Source organism: Nocardia jinanensis (genome assembly GCF_014645735.1).
GTDB lineage: Bacteria > Actinomycetota > Actinomycetes > Mycobacteriales > Mycobacteriaceae > Nocardia > Nocardia jinanensis.
This window is the reverse complement of sequence record NZ_BMMH01000047.1, coordinates 1-11,599: the sequence shown is the minus strand read 5'-3', so window position 1 is coordinate 11,599 and position 11,599 is coordinate 1. Positions and strand designations below refer to the sequence as shown.

Genomic DNA, 11,599 nt, shown 5'->3' with positions numbered 1-11,599 from the left:
CGAATCGGAGTTCGCCGCGTTGCGGTACTTCGCTTTGAACGGGACCGATCACCGCAGCCACAACGAGCAAGACGCCGCGATCGGCGCCTACATCCGCTGGCGCAACCAGCACGCCCGACCCAAACGAGAGTTCGCAGTGAACTCCACAATCCGGCGCCCGGATTACCTATCCAACGTTGCTTGACGAGGCACTAGCTGACAGCCTTACCGTGAGGTTCCGGCTTATATAGATGCACCGGTTGGCAGGCTGGATGATCACCGGCCGTAGTCTGCCGGAGGTGTCGAGTCGGGGCTGGCTCGTGAGGTTCCTGCCGCCCGTTCGGGCTGGCTCACCGGGGGTTTGCGCCCCGGCTCGACACCGGTCGCGGGCCTGACTCAACAGAGGTGTGGGACACACAGGCCGAAAGCCGGAATGTCGCCCGCGGCTTCCTATACCCGACGAGGCGTAAGGAGATGTGGTTGACGGTCGTGATCGGGGTCGACCCGCACAAGTCCACCCATACGGCGGCAGCGCTGAATGCCAGAACCAACAGGACGCTCGAGTCGATCCGCATCGACGCCACCTTGCCCGAGTATCGGCGACTCCTGGTGTGGGCAAAGCGATTTCCTGAACGGCGCTGGGCCTTGGAGAACGCGTGGGGCCTGGGCCGGCACCTGGCCCAATGGCTGATCGCCCACGGTGAGACGGTCATCGATGTGCCGTCCACGGCCACCGCGCGGGTCCGGGAATTGTCGCGGGGCGGGCGGCGCAAGAACGACAATATCGACGCGGCCGCGGCGGCCAGTGTGGCGGCGTTGCGCGGGGATGCAGCGCCCGTCGAGGCCGAGGGCCCCAACACCGTGTTGCGAATGCTTGATGAGCGGCGCACGAATCTGACCAGACAGCGCACCCGGACCGTCAACCAGCTGCACGCGATGATGCGGGAGTTGCTGCCCGGTGGCGTGTCCACCGATCTGACCGCGAACCAGGCCACCGATGTGTTGCGGCGGGTCCGCCCATCCTCACCGGTGGAACGCGCCCGCAAGGAACTCGCCCGCGAACTCGTCGCCGACGTGCGGGCTCTGGACGTCCGACTGAAGGCCAATCAGCAGCGTATGCAGGACACAGTCGCCGATTCCGGCAGCAGCCTTCTCGACGTCGTCGGCGTCGGACCGGTGGTCGCGGCTCGGCTGCTGGGCCGAACCGGACGCGCGTCACGGTTCCGCACCGCGGGAGCATTCGCAGTCCACACCGGCACCGCGCCGATAGAAATCGCCAGCGCCGGTAAGTCTCGGCATCGGCTGTCCCGCCACAGCGATCGCCAGCTCAACAACGCCCTGCACACCATCGCATTGACGCAAGTGCGCATGCCGGGCACCAGAGGACGGATCTACTACGACGGCAAGATCGCCGAGGGCAAGGGACACAAAGAGGCGATGCGCTGTCTCAAACGCCGTCTCTGCGACCATGTTTGGCGCACCATGATCGCCGATGAACAATGCCACACCAGCGGGGCGGGTTCCGGAGGACACTCAGGGGCGACTACGAAATCCTGCGCGGCCGGCTCAACCCCGCACGCCAGCTCTTCGGACCAGTCACTTCCGGAACCCGCCATCGACCAGATTACGGCCCAACCCGCTCCGGCAGCTTGACAAAACACAGAGGAACCCCCGCATTGTTGGAGGGGGTAATCAGGTTCCGGCCCGGCCGGGACCGGGTCATGACAGCTCGCTTCGAACTCGTCGGGCGATCGCCAACCGAGCTTCTTTTGGGCGCGCTGGCAGTTGTACCAGCCAGCGATATGGGCGAACAGGGCGTTCTCGGCCTCGTCCCGGGTCCGCCAGGCCCGGCGATAAACCAACTCGGTTTTCAACGTGGAGAAGAAATTCTCCATCAACGCATTGTCATAGCTGTCGCCGACCGAACCCATCGATTGCGCGATCCCGTTGTCCGCCAGCTGGTTAGCGAAACGAATCGCCGTGTAGGTCGAGCCCCTGTCACTGTGATGAATCAACTCACCGTCGCGGATGTCACGGCTCCAAACCGCGAACTCGAGTGCACCCAACACCAGCTCGGTGTCGCAGCGATCCGAGGTTTTCCAGCCCACGATCCGGTTGGAGAACGCATCCCGCACCGCTGCCAGCCAGAACACGCCCTGACCGCACGGGATCCTGGTCGCGTCGGCCACCCACAACCGGTTCGGCCGCTCCGCGGTGAAGACCCGCTCGACCAGATCCGGTGCCGGCGCTGCCCGCGGATCAGTTCGTGTCGAGGCGATGCGCCACCGTTTCCGCAGGAACGCGCCCTGCAACCCGGCACCCCGCATCACCCGCTCCACCCTTTTGCGGCCGACCGAGATACCGCGGCGGGCCAGCATCGCATGCACCCGGGGAGACCCGTAGGTGCCGCCGGAGCTGGTATGGATATCGACGATCTCGGCCAGCAATGCTTCGTCGGCGATCTGCCGAGCCGAGGGCTGTTCCAGGCGTTTGCACCACCAGTAATAGGTCGACGAGGCGATGCCGAGGACCCGCAATACGAGCTCGACCGGGTGCCGGCTGTCCTTGACGAACCGCACGATCACCTCCGGGTCTGGCCGAGCTCCGAGGCGAAATACGCACTCGCAGAACGCAGTGAGATCCTGCGACACGCGGGAGGGGCATCATGGCTGCTGATCGGCGCCGATGCCAGAACAATCGATATCGCCGCAGACTACGGATATTTGTATCGTCTTCTGAATAACGGAAGGATTTACGAGTACCAAGGAACGACCTGGGATCCTCGCAGCTATGTACTGGGATCCGGTTCGGCAACGCCAACCATGATCGTCGGTACGGGCCCGGAGTTATACAAGCTCTTCCAGAACGGTGCCATCTTCCGTTGGAACCTGTAGGCGCTGGGACGGGTGAGAGTAGGCGCGGTAGGGCTGCTGCGGATAGCTTGGGTTGGGCACGTGGGTTGCCCTTTGGTGGTTGGATTTGCGCGCAGTTCGACCCCGGCGGATTGATATCGCCGGTCGCTGTGACGCGTAACACGGTTTCTTCATATGGAAGAGGTGTCGCGCGTCAGACTTTGTGGCAGGACCCGTTTCTTGCGGGTGTGACCTGTGAAGAGGAGTCTGATCGTTCATGGCGAGACCTGCGGCCGTACCGGCGGAGGAGAAGGTCAGGATCGTGTTGTCGGTCCTGGCCGGTGAAGTGACCGTCGCAGAGGCAGCGCGGCGGGCGAAGGTGTCCGAGCAGTCGGTGGGGAACTGGAAGCGTCAGTTCCTCGAGGCCGGCCGCGCCGGTCTGGTGGCCGGGACGTCGGGGCCGTCGACGCGTGAGCAGCAGTCGGCGGCCGAGATCGAGGAGCCCCGTGGGCCAAGGTCCACGAGCCGCGTCCTGGGTGCGGTCGGTCCGCCCGGCCCTGGCTGTCGGCATCGTGGCCTCCGGCTCGACCTTCGCCGTGATCCATGGCTCGACCGACCCGTGGCTGTTCGGCTATTACCTCTCGCTTGGAATCTGCACCGGGCTGATGGCGGTCATCAGTGGCGGTGTCGAAGCGCCGGTCGCGTTTCATGTCGCCAACAACGTCATCACGACAACCGTCAACACGCTGATGGCGGACGGTGAACCTTCTCCATCTATCGCTCCACCGACGTCGGCGATGCGTCCTTGCTGATTCTCGTCGCCGTCAACATCGGTATGGTCGTGTTCGTTTGGGTGCGTGAGCGGCGAGAGCGGATTATTCGGTAGGCCCTCGCCGCGGCAGACTGCGCCGATGAGCGCGGCCGGAGCGACCCCGGCTGCGGTGGGTCAGGAGGCCGTCGACGCTCGTCCGCCCAGGTGTCGGGCCAGGAACCGTTCGAGCGTGCGGTACAGCTCGATGTTGCTGTCCGGGTTGCTGAACCAGTGGCCCTCGGCCTCGTTGAGCAGATACTCGACCTCGGCGCCGCGGGAGCGGAGTGCGTCGGCGATGCGGTCGGAGTGGCGCCGGTGGACGCGGACGTCGTTGGCGCCGTGGATGAGCAGTACCGGTGCGGTGATGTCATCGACCCGGGTGATGGGTGAGCGGGCAAGCATATCGGCTCTGTGGCGGGGGTCGTCGGGGTCGCCGATGTAGCGCAGATAGCTGTTCTCGACCGAGCGCCGGGCGAACGGGACGACCGACTCGACAAGATCGACGAGGTCGGACATGCCGGTGTAGCTGATCGCTGCGGCGAACCGTTCGGGAGTGAAGGCTGCTCCGACGAGTGCGGCGTAGCCGCCGTAGGAGGTGCCGTAGATCGCGACGCGGTCCGGGTCGGTGTAGCCCTGGTCGATCACCTGGTCGAGGGCGTCGATGAGGTCGTCGTGCATGCGTCCGGCGAACTGGCCGATCGCGGCCTGGGTATGGGCCTTGCCGTAGCCGGTCGAGCCGCGGACGTCGACCTGCAGCACGACGTAGCCGCGGTTGGCCAGTAGTTGCACTTCCGGGTCGTAGCTCCAGCTGTCGCGGTACCAGGGGCCGCCGTGTACCAGCAGCACGGTGGGCAACTTCCGGGGTTCGATCCGGGTGGGCAGGGTGAGGTGGCAGGGCAGCGTCAGCCCGTCGCGGGCGGTGAGGGTGATCGGGGTGACCGGGGCCAGCTGGGAGGGGTCCAGGTGCGGGAACGGTCGGAACAGGCGGCGCGCCCGGCCGGTGGCATGGTCGTAGAACCAAGTGACTCCGGGGTCGCGGTCGTGGGTGAAATCGACGACCCAGCGCTGCGCGGTGGAATCGCAGGACACGTGGGCCAGGTCGCCGTCGGACAGCTCCGCCAGCCGGGGCAGTACCGCGGCGAAGTGCGGGTCGAGCGCGTGGATCTCCTGGCGGGCTCCGAGGTAGCGGGCGCCGAGCAATTCCCCGGTGCCGGGGTGCAGGATCAGCGAGGACGGGAAGCGCGGGTCGGCCTCGGGGCGTGGGGTGTCCAGGTCGAATACGGGGTGGCTGTCCACCCCTGTCTGCTCGCCGGTCGCCAGGTCGAGCCGGACCAGGCGGGTGCGGTCCGACCCGCGCGACGAACCGATCCAGAGGCCGGTCCCGTCCGGGGTGAGAGCCGCTGGGAGGACCCCGAAGAGGACGTCGGTGCCCGGGAACCGGGCGATCGGGCGCCGTCGGTCACCGTTCGTCCATTCCGACAGAAGATGGTCACCTCCCTCCTCCATCGTGAAGACCAGCGCACGGTCCGGTGTGTGCAGCCAGTGCACGACATCGCCGGGGTTCTCCGCGATCGAGATCAGCCGGCCGGTCGCCAGGTCGAGTTCGAACAGGTCGGCCAGGTCGGGGCGCCGCTTGTTGAGCTGGATGAAGGCCGTCCCCGGCCGGTCCGGTGGAAGCTGCGCGCCGAGCAGTCGCACACCCTCGAAGGGAGTCAGGTCGACCGCGGGCCGGTCGGGGCGGGCTGGGTCTACGCGGTGCAGGTGCCAGTTCTCGTCGCCGTCGGTGTCCTGCTGGAACAGCAGGTAGCGACCATCGACGGTCCAGAAGAAGGTGTCTATGTTGCGCCGCGTGTCGGAGGTGACGCGCCGGGCGCCGGGGACATCGGCGCCGGGTACTTCATCGGGGGTGGCCCAGTCCGAATCCACATTGCGGAGGGACACGTTGAGCCGGCCACGCCACGGGGCAAGGTAGGCGACGGTCATGCCGTTCGGGGACAGCCGGGCGCGGCTGCGGGCCGGTGGACCGAAGAACTCCTCGACTGCGATCAGCTCCGACGCGGATGTCATCGAGCGCCCTCCTGGTAGATGGGTGTTCACCTACCGAGTGCACACCCTGACGTCGCGGCGAGCTCAAGCCCGCCCGGCGTGATCTCGGTCATTGGGGCCACGGCATGCGAGGTCGTCCTCATCCGTCGTTCGGGGCGCTCCATTCGACGAGGGGGTGCAGAACACGCATCAGTCCGGCGCCTCGCTCGGTGGGCCGGTACAGGATCTGGACCGGTGTCGTCGGCACCACGACTCGCTCGATCAGTTGGTGGCCCTCGAGTTCGCGGAGTCGCTGGGACAGTAGCTGGTTCGAGATTCCGGTGATCCGTGAGCGGTAGTCGACGAACCGGCGAGCCCCCCGCATCGCCGCCAGGAGCACGGCGGCAGTCCACTTCTTGCCCACGAGCTCGACCGACTGCTGGAATTCGCCTTCTCGCTGTAGGCGAACAAACAACGGTCCGAATGCCGCTCCTCCAAAGCGTTTACCACCTGGAGGCCCACACCGCGGCTTCGGGCTTGGACGGCTACCTCGATGAACTGGATCTCCAACCGCTCTTGTCCGAGAGCGGGCGCCCCTGCGTACTCAGGGTTGATTCCGCCAGGGTCATCCAGCTCGACCCGCGCTTATATACAGCTGTCGACCTGAGCGCCTGATCCGATGGGTGAGCGTATGTTTGGCACATTGGTTACGCGCTCTATTGCAGGTTGGTGGTGTGGCATCACAGGACACGGTCGATTGTGGATGCCGCACGTACACCTCGCGACGATCTACGGATCCGATCAGCGTCGAGGGCCGATGGCAACGGGAAGCGTGAGGCGGGTTCAACATCCTCGAGCTGAACGGCTCTCGACATTCAGACGACGGGCCTTCCTTCTGCGCAGACGAGCAGCAGAGGCGATAGGTCCACTAGCCACTGCCGCCCACCCTCGGCTGGAACGTCCCCAAACTCCGCGACCCCGCCACCGCAGACCGATGGACCTGGCTGCTTCTCACCGCTTGCACCCAACTACGCCTTGCTCGTGAACTCACCGTCGACATCCGGCGCCCCTGGGAGAAACCTTCAGCCCCGCAACGACTTACACCCGCACGCGTCCGTCGAGGGTTTCGGCACCTCCGCTGGAAAACGGCATGTCCGGCCAGAGCACCGAAACCCTCCCGTCCCGGACCGGGTCGACCGGCCGGGCACCGCAACAAGCGGCCGGCACCACGCTACGACGTGCACATCAAGACCGCCAGCGACAAGAGACCTTCCCGAACAGCCGAGCCGCGACCCCGCAGAAAGCCCACAAAACAGCAGCTCAGAGGTTAAAACTCAAGCTAGTTGTCGGCGTCGGAACGCTCCCCACCGAGCGTGAGCAGGGCACGAGTAGATGATTCAGTACGGCTGGATCAGTGTTGTTGTCGCCCGGGCTCGCAGTGCCCCCATCTCCTGCGGGGAGGCGCCCGCTCGGTGCATCTCCAGCAGGCGGGCGCTCGCCTCGACCACCACTTTCACCCGTTCGTATCGTCGATCCTGGAAGCGGTCGAGAGCCGTTGCGGTGGTGGATGCGGTCGCCAGTTCCTGCGCCAGGACCACGGCGTCCTCCAGAGCCATTCCGCCGCCGGAGGACAGATGGGCGGTGGTGGCGTGTGCGGCGTCACCGATCAGGGCGACGCGGCCCCGGTGCCACGGTGGCGGGACGAGGATCCATTCGTAGGGGTGTACGAGCACGGTCTGGTCATCGGTGAGCTCGGCCCGCAGCGCCGTCGGTGTCGGGGCGGGGAATCGCGCGAGCACGCCGCGGAGCAGTTCTCGTGCCTCGGACCTGCCGACCTGATGTCCTTCCGGGGCTTCGGCTCCGGTCGCCACGTAGGTCATCCCGCCCTTGACCGGTGCGATGGCGATCATCTCGTTCTCGGAGTTGTAGAAGCCGGGCTCGCCCGGCGGCTCCTTGTCGAGCATCCAGCGCAGCGCGACCGTGCCGGTGTACTGCGGTTTCGATCCGGGATGCAATAGCTCGCGGATCCGGCTGCGGACCCCATCGGCGCCGACCACCAGTGAATAACGACCGGTGCTGCCGTCGGTGAGGGTCACGCCGACCCCGTCGGCGTCCTGGACCAAGGACTGCACCGACACCCCGTATCGGAATCGGGCGCCGGCGGATTTCGCGGCCCGCACGAGGATATCCGAAAGCGCGGGCCGGTAGATGTTCACCGCCGCCGGTAGTCGGGTGTCGGGACGAGGTGGTGGAGGGACGGGAATCGGGTCGCCGTTGGCGAAGTACATGCGGACGAACACCGTGTCCTGGTGTGCGCTGCCGAGTTCGGTGGCCTCGTCGAGCACGCTGAGATCGGCCAGCACGTCCACCGCACGATTGGTCAGCCCGATATGGGCACCGTCGGTGTGGTCGCGGAGATCTATCACCTCGCTGGGGATGCCGCGCTGCCCGAGCGCGGCGGCCAGGGAGGTGCCGGCGAGCCCGGCACCCACGATCAGAACGGTACCTGCGGTCATGGTCCCAACCGTATAACTGTCCTGTGCCGTGGACCATGGCTCGGAGGTTCGGCGGGGAGGAATCTCACTCACTGACCCGTCCCGGGCCCGCCCGCGAACATCTCGGCGCGGCACTCGACCCACTCGACGACAACCCCGAACTTCTGGAAACGCTGCGTGTGCACATCAGCAACAACCTCAATCGCCAGCTCACTGCACGAGTTCTGTATGTGCACGCCAACACCATCGACTACCGGTTCAAGCGCATCGGCCAGCTCATCGGTTTCGATCCCGGCCAGGTCAAGGGTTTGTGGTATCTCCGGTCGGCCCTGGTCGCCCGCAGCTATCAGCGGGACCGTAGGGCGTGATCTCGCGCCGGCCGACCGTATCGACCCGGGCGAACTCCGGTTGCGGGTATCGAACGGCGGCTTGTCGCTGCTCAGGCACCGGCGTCCTGGACCCGACCTGACAGACTGTTCCTATGACCGAGGGGCCAGCCACCAATGCCGCAGAACGTATCGCCGCCACCCTTCGTTACGAAGTGATCGGAAACTTCACCGATGGGGAGCATCTCGGTTCGGCCGACGAGTTCGCCGAACGGTTCGGTGTCAGCGTCCCGACCGTCAGGCAGGCGCTGCGGATATTGGAAGCCGAGGGGCTCGTACGGGTGCGCCGTGGAAACAGCGGCGGGTATTTCGCCTCCACTCCATCGGTGCGGGTGATAACGCAGTCGGCGGCTTCGCTTCTGCAACGTGACGGTGTCCAGCTCGCCGAACTCCTGGCATGCTCCCAGATCATTGCGCCCGAGGTCGCCGCCCTGGCGGCGGCGAACCCGGATGTCGGCGCCCGCGTTGCGTTCGCTGATTACGTCGAACAGGCGTGGGCGGGCCATACCGACACCGACATTCGAGTCGCGAGGGAAGTCGTGATCGAGATGGGGCGGCGATTGGCGGATATCTGCGGTAACGCACCGCTCGCGCTGTTTGCGATGGTGCTGGCCAACTTGGTCGTCGACCTGCAGTCACAGTACGTGCCGTCTCTTCCTGCGAAGACGCTGGACGAGGTGACACGGCGAACCCGCGAAGGCCAGCTCGTGATCGCCCGGGCGGTGGGCAAAGGCGATCTTGTGGGGGCTCGTCTCGGCCAGCACCTGATGATCACCGCGTTGTACCTGGATGCCTCGCTGGACCCTCGAGCCGCACTCGGCGATGCGGCGGTCATCGGGGTCGATCGAGAATCACACAGTAGTGGATGATTGCCGTTGACTCGGTCGGGCGAGTTGCGCTGTTACCGGAGCATGCCGATCAACATGGCCGCCATGGCGATATCCATGGCGATATGCGGAACGAGTGCCGTCCGGGCCGACAGGAACTGGATGCGTGTGTGAGTTCCGGCGACCCGCAGGGTAGCGGCGATGCAGATTTGACCCAGTGCATCGATGAGGAAAAGCACGACGAACACCCATCCGATCACCGGGTAGGGCAGCGCGGTGGTCGCTGCACCGGTTTCGGTCGTCAGCGCGGTCGTATGTGCGTGGTGGTGAGATGTGTTGTGTGCGACCTCTGCCGTCATATAGAGCATTGCTGTCGCGGCGACTACATGGTAAGTAGCCGCCGCGATGTGATTGCGGCGTGCAATGGATCCACGCGAGGAGCGCTGCCGGATATGAAAGATCAGCAATCCGCCGTTGACGAGGAGGAGAGCGACAAATATCGTTCGCCACACTCCGAGGGGGATCGGTGCATGCGGAAATGCGAACATGACCAGCATGGCGGTGAGCATGACGAGGTGGGTGGCTTCCGATTCCGGATCGGTAGCGTAAATCCCTTGTCCCTCGGCGGTATTCTTCCTCATCAGCCCGAAGGCCATGTGTATCGAACCAATCGCCAGCGCGGTACCTGTGAGGACAACCAATGCCCAGCGCCATACAGGCGGGAGCGCGTCGTGCATCCGAGGCTACGTCGACGATTCGAGGGGGCGGATCGTGACTTCGGTACGGTCACTCAAGTCGATGTCGAGGTATCCGCGGCCGGCATCGTCGGCGACCAGTTCGGTTTCCGTGGCACCGGAAGTCCGGTAGCTGCTTCCCGGGCGCAAACGGTCGAGCCCCAACCGGACGCGCCGCGTTCCATCGCCGGGGCGCACGACGAGGTCGAGTCCGAGCCCGTCACTCACTGCCTTTGCGACAAGGACATCGGGGTAGGCCGCCTCGGCCAGGCGCGGCCCGGTGCGCCAGTGCTCGGGAACGTCCCCATTGACCAGATTCCGCAGGGCATTCGGCCGGGCGAAACGTGCGAAAGCGCACCTCGTGTGCGAGAAGTTGGATTCGCCCTTGCTGCGCAGCGCACCGTTGCGCCACACGGGATCAGCGTCTTCGTCCAATGATGCCAGCAGGGCCTCGCCGATATCGGCATCGCCGATCTCCATGGCGGCCACGGCCAGCGCTGCGAAGACACCCCGTCCGCGGTCCAGGCCTACCTTCTTGGTGCGCACGGTGATCGAGCCGCCGTCGTTCTCGATGAACTTGTCGTTGATCATCGCCCAGCTTCGTTCGGCTACATCCGGCATGATCGAGTTGAGCATATAGACCATCCCGGCGTCATTCGCCAGCGTCGGCCCTACCAGGGTGAAAGAGGGCCCCACGCGAATGGTTACGAACCGGTCGTCCCGTAGTCGATGTGCTCACGCATCGCGGCGATGAACTCGGTGAGGGCCTGCTCGAAGTCCGCAGTCCCGACATCGGAGCTCTCGATGCGCTCGAGCAGTTGTTTGCCCGTGTCCTCTTGTTCCAGGGCACGGTCGGCGAGTTCGTCACCGTCGGGCAATGCCTCGCCCAAAGGATCGGCAGGGGAATCGGACACCACCTCGACCGGTCCGCCCTCCGGGCGGCTGTGCTGATGCCGGGGTTCGCGATGGGGGAGGTTGTCTAGCGCGGGGGCACGGACAGTTCGGCGCCGGCGCCGTGTTGGTCGGCGCGTCCGATGTGGGATTCTTCGCGTAGGCGTTCGGCCATGTGCGGGTAGTGCAGTTCGAAGGCGGGCCGTTCGGAGCGGATCTTGGGTAGTTCGTAGAAGTTGTGCCGCGGTGGCGGGCAGGTGGTGGCCCATTCCAGGGAGTTGCCGTAACCCCACGGGTCGTCGACGGTGACGACTTCGCCGTAGCGGTAGCTCTTGAAGACGTTCCACACGAAGACGATCATGGAGGCGCCCAGGACGAACGATCCGATCGTGGAGACGGTGTGCAGGGCGGTGAAGCCGTCGTCGGCTTGGTAGTCGGCGTAGCGGCGCGGCATGCCTTCGGCGCCCAGCCAGTGCTGGACCAGGAAGGTGGCGTGGAAGCCGAGGAATGTGGTCCAGAAGTGGAGCCGCCCGAGGCGTTCGTCCATGAACCGGCCGGTGAGTTTGGGGAACCAGAAGTAGATGCCGGCGAAGGTGGCG

Annotated in this window: 11 protein-coding genes and 4 pseudogenes; 7 read left to right on the top strand and 8 right to left on the bottom strand. The window is 65.5% G+C overall.

All coding sequences use genetic code 11. The features are described 5' to 3' along the window. Together IEY68_RS36690 and IEY68_RS35585 are read left to right on the top strand one after the other, a co-directional pair. A pseudogene (locus tag IEY68_RS36690) lies at positions 1 to 184 on the top strand (IS630 family transposase); the annotation flags it as partial. 275 nt (positions 185 to 459) lie between these two features. Beyond that, positions 460 to 1,632 carry an IS110 family RNA-guided transposase gene (locus IEY68_RS35585; RefSeq protein WP_444543823.1) on the top strand — a complete coding sequence of 391 codons (1,173 nt, stop codon included), beginning with the start codon at positions 460 to 462 and terminating at the stop codon, positions 1,630 to 1,632. Between the two features lie 92 nt (positions 1,633 to 1,724). Here the strand turns inward: IEY68_RS35585 and IEY68_RS37305 are convergent. Continuing rightward, positions 1,725 to 2,516: pseudogene (locus tag IEY68_RS37305) on the bottom strand (IS3 family transposase); the annotation flags it as partial. Between IEY68_RS37305 and IEY68_RS35580 the strand changes: the two are divergent. From IEY68_RS35580 to IEY68_RS35570, 3 genes and pseudogenes are all read left to right on the top strand, one after another. Further along, positions 2,400 to 2,873, top strand: coding sequence for a hypothetical protein (locus IEY68_RS35580; RefSeq protein WP_062997276.1), 474 nt, complete (start codon positions 2,400 to 2,402; stop codon positions 2,871 to 2,873). The pseudogene IEY68_RS37305 and the gene IEY68_RS35580 overlap by 117 nt on opposite strands. A 235-nt stretch (positions 2,874 to 3,108) precedes the next feature. Beyond that, positions 3,109 to 3,267 (top strand): annotated as a pseudogene (locus IEY68_RS36685) (transposase); the annotation flags it as partial. Between the two features lie 70 nt (positions 3,268 to 3,337). Further along, positions 3,338 to 3,643, top strand: coding sequence for a CPBP family intramembrane glutamic endopeptidase (locus IEY68_RS35570; protein WP_062997278.1), 306 nt, complete (start codon positions 3,338 to 3,340; stop codon positions 3,641 to 3,643). Between the two features lie 134 nt (positions 3,644 to 3,777). Here IEY68_RS35570 and IEY68_RS35565 read toward each other — a convergent pair whose 3' ends face one another. The 3 genes from IEY68_RS35565 to IEY68_RS35555 form a co-directional block, all read right to left on the bottom strand. Continuing rightward, positions 3,778 to 5,709, bottom strand: a complete 1,932-nt coding sequence (locus IEY68_RS35565) for a S9 family peptidase (RefSeq protein WP_062997280.1) — start codon at positions 5,707 to 5,709, stop codon at positions 3,778 to 3,780. A gap of 118 nt (positions 5,710 to 5,827) precedes the next feature. Next, on the bottom strand, positions 5,828 to 6,142 hold the full coding sequence (locus tag IEY68_RS35560; protein ID WP_062997288.1) for a winged helix-turn-helix transcriptional regulator: 315 nt from the start codon (positions 6,140 to 6,142) through the stop codon (positions 5,828 to 5,830). A gap of 922 nt (positions 6,143 to 7,064) precedes the next feature. Continuing rightward, a complete protein-coding gene (locus IEY68_RS35555) occupies positions 7,065 to 8,183 on the bottom strand; it encodes an FAD-dependent oxidoreductase (RefSeq protein WP_062997292.1) in 1,119 nt (372 codons plus the stop codon). Between the two features lie 65 nt (positions 8,184 to 8,248). Here IEY68_RS35555 and IEY68_RS35550 point away from each other — a divergent pair. Further along, positions 8,249 to 8,530, top strand: a pseudogene (locus tag IEY68_RS35550) (helix-turn-helix domain-containing protein); the annotation flags it as partial. Between the two features lie 113 nt (positions 8,531 to 8,643). Next, positions 8,644 to 9,417: a FadR/GntR family transcriptional regulator gene (locus IEY68_RS35545; RefSeq protein WP_062997296.1), complete on the top strand. Its 774-nt coding sequence runs from the start codon at positions 8,644 to 8,646 to the stop codon at positions 9,415 to 9,417. A 32-nt stretch (positions 9,418 to 9,449) separates the two neighbouring features. Here the strand turns inward: IEY68_RS35545 and IEY68_RS35540 are convergent, their stop codons facing one another. The 4 genes from IEY68_RS35540 to IEY68_RS35525 form a co-directional block, all read right to left on the bottom strand. Beyond that, on the bottom strand, positions 9,450 to 10,112 hold the full coding sequence (locus tag IEY68_RS35540; protein ID WP_189094720.1) for a DUF5134 domain-containing protein: 663 nt from the start codon (positions 10,110 to 10,112) through the stop codon (positions 9,450 to 9,452). Positions 10,113 to 10,118: 6 nt separating this feature from the next. Then, on the bottom strand, positions 10,119 to 10,805 hold the full coding sequence (locus tag IEY68_RS35535) for a linalool dehydratase/isomerase domain-containing protein (protein ID WP_062997300.1): 687 nt from the start codon (positions 10,803 to 10,805) through the stop codon (positions 10,119 to 10,121). An 8-nt stretch (positions 10,806 to 10,813) separates the two neighbouring features. After that, the gene (locus IEY68_RS35530; RefSeq protein ID WP_189094718.1) at positions 10,814 to 11,023 is read right to left on the bottom strand and encodes a hypothetical protein; all 210 of its coding nucleotides are present in this window, start codon (positions 11,021 to 11,023) and stop codon (positions 10,814 to 10,816) included. Positions 11,024 to 11,088: 65 nt separating this feature from the next. Continuing rightward, the coding region (locus tag IEY68_RS35525; protein WP_189094717.1) for a cbb3-type cytochrome c oxidase subunit I at positions 11,089 to 11,599 on the bottom strand (511 nt) is incomplete at its 5' end.